The sequence below is a fragment of the Rathayibacter tanaceti genome, assembly GCF_009834165.1.
In the GTDB taxonomy this organism is placed as follows: domain Bacteria; phylum Actinomycetota; class Actinomycetes; order Actinomycetales; family Microbacteriaceae; genus Rathayibacter; species Rathayibacter tanaceti.
On record NZ_CP047186.1, the window covers coordinates 1,002,452 to 1,018,241 of the forward strand.

The following is a 15,790-nucleotide window of genomic DNA, read 5'->3' on the forward strand; positions in this document are numbered from 1 at the left end:
CATTGTCCTCCTCCCGTCGCCGCGCGCAGCCTGCACCGGTGCCCGTCGGAGAGTCGCCCGTCGGTCAGCGCCTGGGGAGGACCCTCAGGAGGAGTCCTTCACCATGCCGCGCACCGAGAGCTGGACGATGAGCGGACGGTGATCGCTCCCCGCGTCGTCGCGGTCGTCGACGACGCGGTAGCCCGAGACGTCCCAGCGGCCGGAGAAGAGCACGTGGTCGATCGGAGCGCCGAGCGCCGGCGGGACCGAGGTCGGCCACGTGCCGAGGGCGGCGCCGCCCGCGCGCTCCGCCGCATCCTCGCAACCGCCGAGTGCCGCCGAGCCCGGCAGCCCGGCCCAGTGGTCGGCGGTGGAGTTGAGGTCGCCCATCACGACCACGTCCTCCTCCGCGGCGCAGAGGCCGGACAGGGCGGTCAGGTCGTTCCGCCACTCGGCGAGGCGCCCGGGGACCGGGGCCATCGTGTGAACGGCGGCGAGGACTGGTCGGTCGGGCGTGTCCGGACGCACCACGAGGGAGGGGGTGACGCCCGTGACGAGACTCGCGGTGTCGACGCTGTAGCCGCCGAGCGACGGCGAGAGCAGCAGCGCCGTGCCGTCGTCACCGCCCTGGCCCGCGTAGTGCAGCGTCATCTGACGGCCGGCGGCGGCGAGGGCGTCCACCACCTCCTGCGCACGGGAGGTCGACACTTCGAGCAGCGCCACGGCATCGACGGCGTTCTCCTGCGCGAGCGCGGTGATCGTCTCGGCGGGCACGCCGTCGTGAAGGATGTTCCAGCTCGCGACACGGACATCGGCCAACCGGTGCGCGCGCGCAGGAGCGGACTCGTAGCCGCGCACCCCCTGCACGCCGGTGAGGATCAGCGCGAAGACGACTCCCAGCGCCGCCAGTGCGAGCGAGAGGCGGCGGATCGGTGCGACCAGGACGGCGATCACGACCAGCACGGCAGCGGCGCCGACCGCGGCCAGCCCGGTCGCCAGCCGGAACGGCACGAGCTGAGCGAACGGCGCCTCCCTCGCGACGCCGAAGAAGGCCGGAGCGGCCACCACCAGCAGCGCGATCGCCGCTACGACCGCCACAGCGGCTTTCACCAGTCTCGTCCCCATCCCGGCTCAGGCTAGGGCATCGGAGGGGATGCGGGCGGCGCGTCTACGATGGGGCGCATGCATGTCGACGGAGGCGCGTACGACCTCCACACCCACTCCGTCGTCTCCGACGGCACCGAGGCGCCCGAAGTCCTCGTGCGAGCCGCCGCCCAGGCGGGCCTCGCCGGAGTGGCGCTCACCGACCACGACACGACGGGGGGCTGGACGAAGGCGCTCGCTGCCGCCGTCGATGCGGGCATCGACCTGCTCCCCGGCATGGAGCTGTCGTCGCGCGTCGGTTGGATGAGCGTGCACGTGCTCGCCTACCTCGTCGATCCGGACGATCCGGGGCTCCTCGCCGAGACCGCGCGGATCCGCTCGGCGCGCGCCCACCGGGCGGAGGCGATCGTGACCGCCATCGCGGCCGACTACGACCTCACCTGGGCGGACGTGCTCGCGCAGACCAGCCCGGGGACGACCATCGGCCGGCCGCACATCGCCGACGCTCTCGTGGCGCGGGGGCTGGCGACCGACCGCTCCGCCGCCTTCGCGGGGATCCTCGACTGGCGCGGCGGCTACTACCGGCCGCACTACGCGCCCGATCCCATCGACGCGGTGCGGCTCGTACGCGCCGCGGGCGGGGTCCCGGTGATCGCGCATCCCGCCGCCAGCACGCGCGGGATCGCCGTGGAGCCGATCCTCCCGCAGCTCGTCGAGGCCGGCCTGTTCGGGCTCGAGGTCGAGCACCGAGAGAACACCGCCGGCGGCAAGATCCGTCTGCGCGAGCTGGCTGCCCGCTACTCCCTCGTCACCACCGGCTCGAGCGACTACCACGGCACGGGCAAGCCGAACCGGCTCGGCGAGAACACGACGTCGCGCGCGACAGTGGACGCCATCCGCTCCTCCGCCCGCTGACGTCGCAGCCGCGAGGCGGCTCAGACCTGCGTGTCCGGGCGCGGGGCGCGGCGCCGCGAGCGGGTGCGGCGGCGAGGCTCGCTGTTGCCGTCGTGGTGCTCCCTGCTCTCGCTCGAGGGCGCGGGCCCGGTCTGCGGGGCCGCAGCCTCGGCGGAGTCTCCACGGGTGCGGCGGCGAGGCTCGCGCTGGCGGTCACCGCGCTCGGGGCGGGCGTCGGCCTTCGCCTCCGCGGGGATCGGAGTCGGCTTCAGTCGGCCCTTCGTGCCCGCGGGGATGTCGAGGTCGGTGTAGAGGTGCGGTGAGGAGGAGTAGGTCTCGACCGGATCCGGCTGGCCGAACTCGAGGGCGCGGTTGATCAGGGCCCACTTGTGCAGATCCTCCCAGTCGACGAACGTCACGGCGATGCCCGTCTTGCCCGCACGCCCGGTGCGGCCGACGCGGTGCAGGTAGGTCTGGTCGTCGTCCGGGATGGTGTGGTTGATGACGTGGGTGACGTCGTTGACGTCGATGCCGCGCGCTGCGACGTCGGTCGCGATGAGGATGTCCTTCTTGCCGGCCTTGAACGCTGCCATCGCGCGCTCGCGCTGCTCCTGGTTCAGGTCGCCGTGCACGGCCGCCGCGTTGAAGCCGCGGTCGTTCAGCTCCTCGACGATGCGGGCGGCCGCGCGCTTGGTGCGGGTGAAGATGACCGTCTTGCCGCGACCCTCCGACTGCAGGATGCGAGCGATGACCTCGTCCTTGTCGAGCGAGTGCGCCCTGTAGACGATGTGCTTGATGTTGGCCTGCGTGATGCCCTCGTCGGGGTCGGTCGCGCGGATGTGGATCGGCTTGTTCATGAACCGGCGCGCGAGGGCGACGATCGCCCCCGGCATCGTCGCCGAGAAGAGCATGGTGTGTCGGGTGGCGGGCGTCTGCGCGAACAGCTTCTCGATGTCCGAGAGGAAGCCGAGGTCGAGCATCTTGTCGGCCTCGTCGAGGACCATCACCTGCACGTTCGCGAGCGAGAGCAGGCGCTGGCCGGCGAGGTCGAGAAGCCGGCCGGGCGTGCCGACGACGATCTGTGCCCCCGCCTTCAGCTGCTCGATCTGGCCCTCGTAGGCCTTGCCGCCGTAGATCGAGACGATCTTGGTCGGCCGGTTCGAGGCGGCGAGCTCGATGTCCTCGGTCACCTGGACCGCGAGCTCGCGGGTCGGGACGACGATGAGCGCCTTGACGCCCGGTTCCGGATCGGTGCCGAGGGCCTGGATGAGGGGGAGGCCGAAGCCGAAGGTCTTGCCGGTGCCGGTCTTCGCCTGGCCGATGATGTCCTGCTTCTGCAGGGCCAGCGGGATGGTCTGCTCCTGGATGGGGAACGGCTCGAGGATGCCCTTGGCGGCGAGAGCGGCGACGATGTCGTCGTCGATGGTCAGATCGGAGAAAGTCACGGGAGTGAAGCGCCTGTCGTGTCGAACGGTCTACGCCCCTGTTACGACTCCGGGCGCAGGGTCACCGATCCAGCGCCGGTGACGTCCCGGCGAGTCTACTGCTCCCGCCCGCGTCGGCCCGGGAGGCGGCCTCGCCCGTCGCCCTATGCTGAAGAAATGGCTGCCTGGTTCCGACGTCGACGTCCCCTGCTCGACGTCCCCCGCCTGACGCCCCGCGGCGAGCCCTCGCTCAAGCGCGACCGCGTCGACCTCGCCGACCTCACCCCCGAGGTGCTGCCGTACCTCGGCCAGGTGGCGTATCTCCAGCTCGCGGTCTTCGAGGCGCTGGCCCGCGCCGTCGCCGAGTCCGAGGACCTCGCCGACAAGGAGGCGATCTCCTCCGCCGCAGGAACGGCGCTCGCCAAGCACCACGCGGTGGTCGCTGAGCTGCGCCGACGAGAGGTGGAGCCGGGCGAGGCGATGGCGCCGTTCCGGCCGGCGATCGACACCTTCGAGCGTCTCACCCGCGGTGCGGATCTGCACGAGACCCTGCTCTCGGCCTACATCACCGCCGGACTGCTCGACGACTTCTTCATCCGCCTCACGGGCGGTCTGCCGAGCGATGTCGGCCCGCGGATCGCGCAGACCCTCGGGGCCGACACCGGTGTCGAGGGAGTGGTCGCGATCCTGCGTCGCGAGATCGGGGCCGACGAGCGCCTCGGCTCGCGGCTCGCGGTCTGGGGCCGCCGCCTGGTCGGCGACACCCTCCTCGTCGCCCGCTCGGCACTGATGGGGTCGGGCAACCACGACTCCGACGAGTCGCGCATCGAGCCGGTGTTCACCGAGCTGATCGCCTCGCACACGCGGCGGATGGACGCGCTCGGCCTGACGGCCTGACCAGCAGCGCCCAGGGATCAGGACGGCCGGTAGGTGCCCGTCGGGAGCAGGCGCGTGCAGGAGTCGTGCTGGAGCGCTCCCGCTGTGGATCCGGCGGACATCGCCGCTTCGGTGCGCACGACGTCGAAGCAGTCCGGCGGCGTGCTCCGATCCCAGCGCCGGCGCAGCTCGGACTCGACGACGTTGGTGGACGGCAGGCGGTGCCGGGCCAACAGGTAGAGGACGGTGTCCTGGATCCGCTCGCGCGGCATCGCGCCGTCGAAGCGCATGATCTCGGCGATGTCGACCGCACTGGTGAGCACGCTGCCGGTACGCGAGCGGGCGCTGCCGATCGCCATCTGCGCCGTTGCGGGCTCGTCCGACCCGGTGAGGATCGCGCCGGCCGTCGCCGGGAGCTCGATCTGCGATCCGCCGCAGCGGTTGATCTGCCCACTGACCCGCAGCTTCGACCACGGATCGACCCGCCACTGGGAGACGTAGACCTTCCAGGCCCCGATCCCGGCGGACGTCTCGACCCTGTGCGAGATCTCGAGCCTGGTGTCAGGGACGCTCAAGCCCTGGGTACCGTCCGCCGCAGTGCCGGCCGAGCGCGTCTCGTGCCCGACATAGCTCGTCCGGGCGGAGGGAGCGCGAGGCACCACGACTCCGCTCGCGTCGGTCGCCGCCAGCAGCTGCGACCAGTCGTAGTCGCGCACCCGGGCGACGATCAGGACCGTCGAGACTCCCGCGAACCGGAGTGGGACCGGGAGGAGCAGCTGGCTCGCGTCGCCTCGGTCGAACCGCATCGCGGGCATGCCTCCCGGGCCGTCGGCCAGGAACCGCGGTTGCCGGGTGACGACGGACTGGACCGCGGCTGTGCGCGTCGTCGCCCCCGGCGCGGCGGGGGCCGAGGCGATGCGATCTCCCTCACCGAGCGCGAGATCGCTCGCGCGGTACCAGTAGGCCGGCGGGACGTCCGGAGGCCGGACCTCCGTGACCGCGCCGCGGGTCGCGGTGACGGTGTTGGAGGCGAGCGACATCCCCGCGGAGTTCCGCGCGAAGACGACGTAGCTGCGGGGGCTCCCCGTCGGCGCGCTCCTGTCGACGAGGCCGCGCGACGTGCCCGCGACGACCGCCAACGCGGGCGATGCGCTGTTCGCGCTCGTGCCGTTGCTGTAATGCACGACGTACTGCGAGATCGTCGAGCCGGCGTCCGACGGAGGAGGGCTCCACGTGACCGAGATGCCCCCGGCGAGGGGCCGGGCGACGACCGCGGGCCGGTCGAGCCGCTTGGACACCGTGGTGAACGAGCGGCCGGGAACGGGCAGCTCCCAGAAGTCGGCGCGCGACGGGTCGTTCGGGAACACGGGGTAGATCCGCAGCAGCCCGTCGCGGTCGAGGCACTCGGGGTCGATCGCGGCGCCCGAGGTGCCGGACGTGTCCAGGGTGGAGCCGGAGGCGGTGGTGACCGCGGAATCGGTCCAGTTCCGCCCGTCGGTGCTCGAGTAGACATGCAGCCGCGCATCAGAGGGGAAGGCGGTCTGCTGGCCGTCCTCGGACACCAGGCCCCAGTTCTCCCGGCCCGGCCAGTGCTCGTGGTCGTCGTGGGTCGATGCGACGACCACGACCGTTCCCGACTGAGAGTAGGCGAGCGTGGGCAGCCCGACGTGGTGGTTCGAGATCCAGGTGCCGTCGGCGAGCCGGGATCCCGGGTTGTGCAGGCAGGTGCGTTCGAGCGTCTTCGTGCTCGGATCCCACACCGCGGCCCAGAGCGAACGGTAGTCGGTCGGTAGGGGGGTGCCGAGGGCGACGCCGGTGTCGCGGGAGTCGGCCGGGCGCCGCGCCCAGGCGGCGACGACCACGACATTTCCGCCGGTGGCCACTCCGATCCGGGCGCCGACGCTGTCATGGCGGGCGTCATCAGAGACGCCGGTCGTGGCGGTCGGCCCGTCGAAGACGATGAGGAGGTTGGAGTTCGCCGCAGCCGGGATCGCGGGCCGGAAGAGCTGCGCCGCGGTCACTCCGGTGCGCGGGTCCTTCCAGGTGCGGCCGCCGTCGTCGCTGCGCGCCAGGGCGATGTCTCGGCGCGGGAAGCCGGACTGATCGAGATCGGAGTTGACCCGGAACTCCGCCGCGCACCACAGAGTGCTCGTCGTCGCTCCTGCGGGACGGTGGAAGGCGAGTTCGTGCCCGTACGCTCCGGTTCGCAGGCCCGTCAGCGGATGGAGGTTCAGCCCGTCCCGGACGCCGTAGCCGTCGGGCTGCGACGCGTCGTACCGGGTGTCCTCGCGGTGGAGGGGGCGGAGCATGCCCGCGGTGTCGTCCCAGGTGAAGAGGAGGGCCTGGTAGTCGGAGCCGCGGATCAGCAGGTAGGTGATCCGGCTCGCCGGGTCGCGGAAGAAGCGCGAGTACGAGACTCCGGTGCGCGCGCCCGACGGCGCCGGGACCGGGGAGAAGGAGGCGAGGTCGTGCGGCGCACGGGAGGCAGCCACCGAGAGCGGCGCGTTGCGCCAACCCGTTCCTCCCCGGGACACCAGCTTGTGGAGGGGCGGCTGCACCAGCACGCGTCCGGAGTCGGTGACCGTGACGCTGGCCCCGCGGTGCCCGGGGTTGGTGCCGTCGAACTCCACTCCGCTGCCGGTCGTGAGCTCGGTGAATGTCGCAGCGGCCCCGTTCTTGGGGAAGCGCCAGACGCCGGAGCGGGCGAGGGGGTGGCGGTTCTGGATCGTCCACCACTGCCCCTCAGGGATCGAGTCGGCGACGTAGACGGCGTCGGCGTCGGACCAGATCGGTGTGTAGAGCGCGATGGACTGCGGGACCCGGGATCCCGTCAACGATGCAGCGGAGGAGCGGACGGGCACGGCCCGGCTCACCGGTGCGTTGGCCCCGGGCTGCGCTTCTCCGCCCTCCGCGGCGGGCGCCAGCACCGTCTGGGCGGTGGCGCCGGCGAGTCCGACCGACGCTGCGCGGAGCACAGCACGCCGGGTCGTGGTGACGGTTCGTCCGAGTCGATAGAGCATCGTGTACCCCCCGTATGAGTGATGCTTATCCGATTCTTGTCGGGCATAGCGCGTGCACGCGAGCGGTGCGAGATCCGTGGCGCGATGTCGCGGATCCCTCGTCGTGATCGCTCTCGATCGCGCCTGCCGACCTGTCGGTATCGCTCTCCGCGGCGCGGGAATCGGCCCTCGGCGGGCCGTCGCGGCATCTCTGTGGCGCGGGGATGAGGACTGCGACGTCCGAGCCCGGAGCCGGGTGAGGCGGGGGAGCCGACGACTCCCGCGCCTCACCCGGCACGATCACGGTGCGACGCGGCCGGACAGCATCGCCTGGAGCGACGCCTCGTCGTGGCGGGCGCGCGAGCGGCCGAGAGACAGGTCGATCAGCACGACCGCGATCGCCGCGACCACCAGAGTGATCACCCAGATCAGGCCGCCGTCCCACGGCAGCCCCGCCCACGTGAGTGCCACCCACACCGCTGCGGCCACGAGACCGCCGAGCGCGGGGACGAGGACCGAGCCGTGCAGGTGGCGGTTCGGCAGTGCGTAGCGGGCGCCGAGGCCGATCAGGCCCCCGAACAGGGTGATGAAGAGGAGCTCCACGACGTGTCCGCGGCCGGCGGGCTAGGCGACGAAGCCGACGCGGCGCGACTCCTCGGAGCCGACCTCGACGAAGGCGATGGTGTCGGTCGGGACGATGTAGATCTTGCCCTTCTCATCGCGCAGACGCAGGACGGCGGTGCCCGCCTCGAGAGCGGTGGTCACCGTCTTCTCGACCTCGGTCACGGACATCGACGACTCGAAGTTGAGCTCGCGAGGGGTGTTGACCATTCCAATACGGATTTCCACCAGCAGTGCCTTTCGGGAGGGGACGAGGGTGTCAGGATACGGGACCGGGCAGGCGCGCCGGCTCCGGTTTCGCGCTGAGCGGAGTGGGCGGCGCGATGCTCTCCGGTGGTGCGCACGGGAGTGTCGGTGGTCGTGGCTAGCGTGTGCGTGTGACTGCTCCTGCGACCTCGCTGCCCGCGGACGAGCTGCCGGCCGCCAGGTCGACCGCCACTGCGCCCGGGTCGAGGATCGAGCCGGACTCATCGCAGCGTGCGGTGCTCGCCCTGCCGGACGGGCGCAGCGCCGCGGTCCTCGGAGCACCGGGTACCGGCAAGACCACCACGGCGATCGAGCTGGTCGCCGAACGCGTCCACGAGCGCGGGTACGCGCCCGAGTCGATCCTCGTCCTGACGGCGAGCCGCACCACCGCGACGAGCCTGCGCGATGTGCTCGCCCTGAGGCTGGGCGTGCCGACGCAGGGCCCGCTGGCGCGCACGGCCACCTCGCTCGCGTTCGAGGCCGTCACCGCGTCGGCGAAGGGGCAACGACTCGAGCGGCCCACCCTCCTGACCGGCGGCGAGCAGGACGCCCTGCTCGCCGAGGTGATCGAGGGCCACCTCGAGGAGGGCACCGGGCCGCGCTGGCCGGACGAGTTCAGCCCCGAGGTGCGGCGTCTGCGCACCTTCCGCACCGAGCTGCGCGAGTTCGGGATGCGCGCCACCGAGCACGGGCTCGACACCGCGGCGATCCGCGCGCTCGGAGTCGACGCGGACCGCGGTGAGTGGTGCGCCGCCGCCGACGTGCTCGACGAGCTGCGCGAGGTCGTCGACTGGATGGCACCCCTGGCCGGCACCAGGCTCGACTCCGCAGAGCTCGCTGCCTTCGCGGCCGAGGCGATCCGCTCGGGCAGGGGCGGCGAGCGGATCGACGCGCTGCGCCTCGTCGTGGTCGACGACCTTCAGGAGGCGAGCGGATCGACCCTCGTGCTGCTACGCGCTCTGGCCGAGCGCGGCGTCACCGTCGTGGCCTTCGGCGATCCCGACGTGGCGACGAGCGCCTACCGCGGTGCCGCCTCCGACACGCTGGGCCGCTTCGCCGCGAGCCTCGGGCTGGCGGAGGTCAGCACGCTCGTGCTGGCCCGCGTTCACCGGCACGGAGGGGCGCTGCGCGCGCTCGTGTCGGCCGCGACCGAGCGCATCGGCACCGCGGCGGCCGGGCGGCAGCGCGCAGCCGTCGCCGAGCCGGATCCGCCCGGCTCCCACCCCGCCGTGCTGGTGCTGCACGCCCCCACGGCGGCCCGTGAGGCGGCGACCATCGCGCGGATGCTGCGCGAACGACACCTGCGCGACGGCGTGCCGTGGCGGCGGATGGCGGTCGTGGTGCGCTCCGGCGCGGCTGTGCAGCCCCTCGTCAAGGCGCTCGCCGTCGCCGAGGTGCCCACCCGGTCGGTGCTCGCCGGGCGTGCCCTTCGCGACGACCATGCGGCGCGGGCCTTGCTCGTGCTCGTGGGGGTGGCGATCGGCGAGCGGCCCCTCGACGCCGAGCTCGCGACAGAGCTGCTGCTCGGTCCGTTCGGTGGGGTCGACCGCCTCGGCCTGCGCCGCCTCCGGCTCGCCCTGCGCGCCGAGGAGCTCGCGGCGGGCGGCGTCCGCGCCAGCGATCCGCTCCTCGTCGAGGCGCTGTCGGCTCCTGGCCGCTTCGCCACCATCGACTCCGCCCCCGCGCGCCAGGCCGAGCGGCTCGCCCTGACGATCGACCGGGTGCGCAGCCTGCAGGCCGAGCACGGCTCCATCGAGGAGCTGCTGTGGTCGGCGTGGGAGTCGAGCCGGGTCGCCGCGTCGTGGCGCGAGGTCGCGCTCGGAACCGGGCTCACGGCCGCCGAGGCGAACCGCAACCTCGACGGCGTCGTCGCCTTGTTCAGCGCCGCTCGGCGATTCGTCGAGCGCGCGTCGGGGACCTCGGCGATCGGCTTCGTCACGGAGATCCTCGAGGCGGAGGTGCCGGAGGACACCCTCGCGCCCCGCTCGACCGAGGACGCTGTGCTCATCGGCACGCCCTCGTCCGTCGTCGGGCTCGAGTTCGACGTCGTGGTCGTGGCGCGCCTTCAGGACGGCATCTGGCCGAACCTCCGCCCGCGCGGCTCGCTGCTCGACCCCGACGGCCTGCTGCGGCACGCCCGCGGTGAGGGGGCACTGCCGCTCGATGCGCGCAAGGCGACCCTCGACGACGAGCTGCGGATGTTCGCGCTGGCCGCCTCCCGTGCCCGTCGGCAGGTGGTGCTGACCGCCGTCGCAGGCGAGGACGAGAGCCCCTCCCTCTTCTTCCGGATCAGCCCGCCCGATGCGCCCCGGCTCGACGCGGCCTCCGCGGTGCCGTTGACCCTCCGCGGAGCGGTCGCGGCCCTGAGGCGCACGGCCACCACCCCGGGCTCTCCCGAGGCGCCCGCGGCGGTCAGGGGCCTGAGCGTGCTCGCCCGTGAGGAGGTGCCCGGCGCCGACCCGGCGTCGTGGTCCGGACTGCTCGACCCGTCGACGCTCGAGCCGCTCGTCGACACGGATGACCCGGAGCGGCCGGTCTCGGTGTCGCCGAGCAGGCTCGAGGCCTTCGAGCGCTCACCGCTGGACTGGTTCGTCGACGCGGTGTCCGGCTCGACCACCAGTACGGCGATGGGGGTCGGCACCCTGGTCCACTGGGTTCTCGAGAACGCCGAGGGCCCCGATCCCGAGGCGCTCTGGGCCGCGCTCGAGTCGCGCTGGCCGGAGCTCGTCTTCGAGTCGCCCTGGCTCGGTGAGCGGCAGAAGCGCGTCACGCGCCGGCTGATCGACGGCCTGGCCGGCTACCTCGCCGACTTCGAGCGCAGTGGCGGCGAGGTGCTCGGCCGCGAGCGGCAGTTCGAGCTCGACGTCCCGCCGGCGCGGGTGCGCGGGTCGATCGACCGCGTCGAGCGCTCGGCCGACGGCTCCGTGACGATCGTCGACCTCAAGACCGGCCGCAGCGCTCCGCGGCAGGCCGATGTCGCCGGGCACGCGCAGCTCGGCAGCTACCAGCTCGCCGTGGCCGAGGGAGCGCTCGAGGCGGCGGACCCGGCGGCCGGTGGCGGCGCGAAGCTGCTCTTCGTCGCGACAGGGGTGCGGGGCAAGCCCTACCGCGAGGTGGTGCAGCAGCGCTTCGGCGAGGAGGAGCTGGAGCGTCTGCGCCAGCGCGTCCGTGACGCAGCGCTCGGGATGGCGGCGGCCCGCTTCTCCGGCCTGCTCGACGCGGTGCCGTTCTCGCCCGGCGATGCCCTGCGGTACCGCATCCACGCAGTGCCCGAGGTTCCGGGCGACGGCCTACTGGCGGTCGACGTCCCCGAGGACGACGACTCGCGCGACGACGAGCCGGAGGGGGCGGGGCCGTGATCGACGCCCTGACCATCGCCGAACGGCTCGATCTGCGCCCGCCGACTCCCGAGCAGCGCGCGGTGATCGAGGCGCCGCTCGAACCCGCGCTCGTCGTCGCGGGTGCAGGCAGTGGCAAGACCGAGACCATGGCCAACCGGGTCCTCTGGCTGCTCGCCAACGGCTTCGCAGCTCCGTCCGAGGTGCTCGGCCTCACCTTCACCCGCAAGGCGGCGGCCGAGCTCGGCGAGCGCATCGGGCGGCGGATCGGCCAGCTCGGCGAGGCGGGCCTGCTCCCGCTGCCGCCCGGGCAGACCGCGCCGGATCCGTTCGAGGCCGCCACCGTCTCGACCTACAACGCCTTCGCGAACACGATCTTCCGCGACAACGCCGTGTTGATCGGCCGTGAGGGCGACGCGAGCGTCCTCTCGGAGGCCTCGGCCTGGCATCTGGCGCGCGGAGTGGTGGCCGACACCGCCGACCCGCGGATACTCGACGTCGAGGCCGGGATCGACCGACTCACCGATCTCGTGGTCTCCTTGGCACACGACCTCGCCGACAACCTCGCCGATCCGGCCGAGGTCGCGGCCTTCGCCGAGGACTTCCTCCGCCTCGGCGAGCTGCCCCGCGGAGGCAGCGGCTCGGGGCTCTACCGCGAGCTCGAGAAGGCTCTGCAGGCGGTGGCCGCGCTGCCCGTGCTGACGGCCCTGGCCGAGCGTTTCCAGGAGGCGAAGGCCGAGCGCGGCTTCGTCGAGTTCTCGGACCAGGTGGCCTTGGCGCTCCGCATCGTCGACCGCGTGCCGCGCATCGTCGACGAGCACCGCGCCCGCTACCGGGTCGTGCTCCTCGACGAGTACCAGGACACGTCGGTGCTGCAGACCAGGCTGCTGGCGCGGCTCTTCTCCGGGCAGGGCGTGATGGCGGTCGGTGATCCGCATCAGTCGATCTACGGCTGGCGGGGGGCCAGCGCCGAGGGGCTCGGCCGCTTCGGCACCGACTTCGAAGGACCGGCGCGGTTCTCGCTGAGCACGAGCTGGCGTAACGGGCACGGTGTCCTCGCCGCCGCCAACGCCGTGGTCGAGCCTCTCTCGGCGGGCAGCGCGGTCGCAGTGGACACCCTGACCGCCGGCCCCGGCGCGAGCGGGCATCCGGTCGAGCTCACCTTCCCCGAGACGATCGACGAGGAGGCGGACGACGTCGCGCGCTGGTTCGCCGGGCGCCTGCGCGAGAGCGCCGAGCCGCCGTCCGCCGCCGTGCTCTTCCGTGTGCGGGCGCACATGGAGCGCTTCGCCGCGGCGCTCGCCCGGCACGGCGTCCGCTACCACATCCTCGGGATCGGCGGCCTGCTCCGGCAGCCCGAGATCGCCGACCTGGTCGCCGCCCTCACCGTGGTGGAGGATCCTGCCGCGGGCAGCGAGCTGGTCCGGCTCCTCGCCGGTGCGCGCTGGCGGCTGGGTGTGCGCGACCTCAAGGCCCTGCATGACCTCGCCTCCTGGCTCGCCGCGCGCGACCACGCGCACCGGCTGCTGCCGGACGACGTGCGCGAGCGGATGCGCGCCTCCGTCACCGAGGGCGAGGGCGGCTCCCTCGTCGAGGCCCTCGATTTCATCGCCGCACGCCGTCCTGGCGAGGACGGCCGGCTCGACCACTCCGCGCTCGCCGCGTTCAGTACGGAGGGGCTTCGCCGGCTCCATGACGCGGGGACCCTGTTCGCCCGGCTCCGGGCGAGGTCGGGGCTCGACCTCCTCGACTTCGTCACGCTGGTCGAGCAGGAGCTCGGGCTCGACATCGAGGTCGAGGCCAACGAATCGCGGGGCGACGGCCGAGCCAACCTCGAGGCGTTCCGCGACGCGGTCGCGGGCTACCTGCAGACCGACGACCGTGGCGCGGGCACGGCGTCCTCGCTCCGGGGGTTCCTGCGCTGGCTCGTGCTCGCCGACAAGCGCGACGGTCTCGCCCCGCGCCCCGAGGACCCGGAGCCGGGGACCGTGCAGCTGCTGACCGTCCACGGCTCCAAGGGGCTGGAGTGGGACCTCGTCGCGGTGCCGCGCATGGTCGACGGTGAGCTGCCCGGCACCCCTGTCGAGGGCTTCCGCGGATGGCTGCGACTCGGCGCGATGCCGTACGCCTTCCGCGGCGACTCCGCCGAGCTCCCGGATCTCGCCTGGCGCGGCTGCGCCACCCAGAAGGAGGTCGTCGACGCGATGGGCGCCTTCAGCGAGACCCTCCGCGAGCGCAACGAGGCGGAGGAGCGGCGGCTCGCCTACGTCGCCGTCACCCGGGCGCGCCATCACCTCCTGCTCAGCGGCTCGTGGTGGGCCGGCCAGGCGAAGCCGAGGGGCCCGGGCGTCTTCCTCCGCGATCTGGCGGAGGCGGGCACGATCCCGCCGCTGCCCACCGAGCCGGCCGACCTCGAGAACCCGCTCGAGCGTGCGCCGCGCACGTTCAGCTGGCCGCACGATCCGCTGGGCTCCCGCGGCGCCCGCGTGCGAGCCGCCGCCGAGCGTGTGCGCCGCGCCGAGCCGGCCCTGCTCGGAGCCCGCGGCGACGACATCCGCCTGTTGCTCGCCGAACGGGCGGAGCGCCTCGCCGGCGGCGAACGACCGGCCCTGCCCGCCCGCATCCCGGCGTCGCGCTTCAAGGACATCGTGAGCGCTCCCGACGCGGTCTCGGCGCAGCTGCGGCGACCCATGCCGGAGCGGCCCTACCGGCAGACCCGCCTCGGCACCACGTTCCACTCCTGGGTCGAGAACCGCTTCGGGATCCAGGGCGGGGCGGAGGCGGTCGACACCTTCCCCGACGAGTTCGACGACTCCGGCCCGACGAGTGTCGAGCAGGAGCGCCTCGACGCCCTGATCGAGACCTTCGAGCGGTCGGAGTGGGCCGACCGCCGACCCGAGGCCGTCGAGATCGAGATCCACCTCCAGCTCGCCGGTCACGTGGTGGTCTGCAAGCTCGACGCGGTGTACGCGACGGAGGACGGCGTGCAGATCGTCGACTGGAAGACCGGCAGAGCGCCGAGGGATGCCGCCGACCTCGAGCTCAAGCAGTTCCAGCTCGCGCTCTACCGCCTCGCCTACTCCCGCTGGCGAGGGGTGCCGCTCGAGAGCGTCGACGCCGTGTTCTTCTTCGTCGCCGACGACCTCGTGCTGCGACCCGAGCGCTTCTACTCCGAGCGGGAGCTGGCGGAGTCGCTCTCCTCGGCGACGGGGGCGAGCCCGCGGCCGTGAGCGGAGGAGCCGGTTCGGGCCCCCGGGGTGCGGTTCAGCAGCTCCTCGACCTCCGAGACCTCGAGCACCGGGCCGGTGTCGCTCGAGAGCGGCGCCGAGAGATCGCCGAGCACGCTGTCGACCAGGGTGTCGAGCATCGCGACCGCGTCGTCGACGATCGCGGAGTCGTCGGTGCCGGTGCCGTGCAGCAGCCAGCGCGCGAGCTCGAGCTCGGCGTAGAGCTGGGCGCGCTGGCGGATCGTGCGATCGACCGCGCCCGCGCGCATCCGGGAGTAGGCCGAGAGCGCCGTCGCGGAGCCGGGGGCACTGAGCAGCCAGTGCAGGTCGCGTGCCGGGTCGCCGACCCGGAGGGCCGCCCACCCGAGGACGGCGGAGACGACGTCGCCCGAGCGCAGGAACGAGTCGGCGGTCATCGAGCCGTTGACCACCGTCGGGTCGAACTGCCAGAGCGCCTCGTCCGACGAGGCCGACTCCCACCGGGCGACGAGAGCGGCGGGGACGTGCCCGGTGTCGGCGGCGCGCTCGATGACCGCGACCGTCTCGTTGACGCTGTCACGGGCTGTCGCGAGAGGCAGTCCCGCCTCCTGGACGAACGAGGCGGGCAGCGAGTGGATCGCCCCGATCGCCCGGCCGATCGAGTCGGCGAGACCGCTCTGCGGCGCGATGTCGTCGAGGAGCACCCGCTCGCCCTCGAGGTACTCGTAGACCACGGCGCGGGTGCCGTCGAAGGGAGTCTGCCCGATGCTCTCCTGCAGGTCGAAGGGCAGGCGGCTGCGGATGCCGGCGGACAGCGCCCGCAGCGCGACGAGGTCGCCGAGCTGCTCCTGCTCGGCCAGCGGTGAGGTCGGGACGCGCACCAGGAGGCGGGCTCCGTCGCGCGTCGTGACCATCGCGGAGTCGAAGTCGCCGTGCGTCGAGGAGGTGAAGGGTCGCGCGGTGCGGACGTCGAGGCCCTCGACGGCCGAGGTGGCCAGCGCGGCTAGAGTGAGGTGGGATCTGGCCATGGTTTCCAGGGTAGGCGGCTCGTGCCCGGCCGGCCCGCCGCCACGCGCTGTCCCGCCGATGCCGTCGAGGGCCCG

10 protein-coding genes are annotated in these 15,790 nt (G+C 73.2%); 4 read left to right on the forward strand and 6 right to left on the reverse strand.

The annotated features are described in order from the left end of the window. Positions 1–84: 84 nt before the first annotated feature. Entirely contained in the window at positions 85–1,104 is a 1,020-nt protein-coding gene (locus GSU10_RS04760) for an endonuclease/exonuclease/phosphatase family protein (RefSeq protein WP_132504540.1), read from the reverse strand. Between the two features lie 57 nt (positions 1,105–1,161). On the opposite strand from GSU10_RS04760, the gene GSU10_RS04765 reads away from it, so the two are divergent. Next, positions 1,162–1,998: a PHP domain-containing protein gene (locus tag GSU10_RS04765; protein WP_082845244.1), complete on the forward strand. Its 837-nt coding sequence runs from the start codon at positions 1,162–1,164 to the stop codon at positions 1,996–1,998. A 20-nt stretch (positions 1,999–2,018) separates the two neighbouring features. Here the strand turns inward: GSU10_RS04765 and GSU10_RS04770 are convergent, their stop codons facing one another. Then, a complete protein-coding gene (locus GSU10_RS04770) occupies positions 2,019–3,422 on the reverse strand; it encodes a DEAD/DEAH box helicase (protein ID WP_068212457.1) in 1,404 nt (467 codons plus the stop codon). 156 nt (positions 3,423–3,578) lie between these two features. Here GSU10_RS04770 and GSU10_RS04775 point away from each other — a divergent pair, with 156 nt between their 5' ends. Further along, the gene (locus GSU10_RS04775; protein ID WP_068212458.1) at positions 3,579–4,298 is read left to right on the forward strand and encodes a ferritin-like fold-containing protein; all 720 of its coding nucleotides are present in this window, start codon (positions 3,579–3,581) and stop codon (positions 4,296–4,298) included. A gap of 17 nt (positions 4,299–4,315) precedes the next feature. On the opposite strand, the gene GSU10_RS04780 is transcribed toward GSU10_RS04775, so the two are convergent. The 3 genes from GSU10_RS04780 to GSU10_RS04790 form a co-directional block, all read right to left on the reverse strand. Next, on the reverse strand, positions 4,316–7,297 hold the full coding sequence (locus tag GSU10_RS04780) for a sialidase family protein (RefSeq protein WP_132504542.1): 2,982 nt from the start codon (positions 7,295–7,297) through the stop codon (positions 4,316–4,318). Positions 7,298–7,576: 279 nt separating this feature from the next. Next, on the reverse strand, positions 7,577–7,879 hold the full coding sequence (locus GSU10_RS04785; RefSeq protein WP_068212462.1) for a hypothetical protein: 303 nt from the start codon (positions 7,877–7,879) through the stop codon (positions 7,577–7,579). Positions 7,880–7,900: 21 nt separating this feature from the next. Then, complete coding sequence (locus GSU10_RS04790) at positions 7,901–8,107, reverse strand: DUF3107 domain-containing protein (protein ID WP_202129475.1); 207 nt, start codon at positions 8,105–8,107, stop codon at positions 7,901–7,903. 167 nt (positions 8,108–8,274) lie between these two features. Here GSU10_RS04790 and GSU10_RS04795 point away from each other — a divergent pair, with 167 nt between their 5' ends. Both GSU10_RS04795 and GSU10_RS04800 read left to right on the forward strand, forming a co-directional pair. Then, positions 8,275–11,502, forward strand: coding sequence for an ATP-dependent DNA helicase (locus GSU10_RS04795; RefSeq protein ID WP_241972892.1), 3,228 nt, complete (start codon positions 8,275–8,277; stop codon positions 11,500–11,502). Continuing rightward, positions 11,499–14,711, forward strand: coding sequence for an ATP-dependent helicase (locus GSU10_RS04800; protein ID WP_132504544.1), 3,213 nt, complete (start codon positions 11,499–11,501; stop codon positions 14,709–14,711). Before GSU10_RS04795 ends, GSU10_RS04800 begins: the two co-directional genes overlap by 4 nt. Here GSU10_RS04800 and GSU10_RS04805 read toward each other — a convergent pair. After that, entirely contained in the window at positions 14,648–15,715 is a 1,068-nt protein-coding gene (locus GSU10_RS04805) for a phosphotransferase (RefSeq protein WP_068212981.1), read from the reverse strand. The genes GSU10_RS04800 and GSU10_RS04805 overlap by 64 nt on opposite strands. Positions 15,716–15,790: the final 75 nt, after the last annotated feature.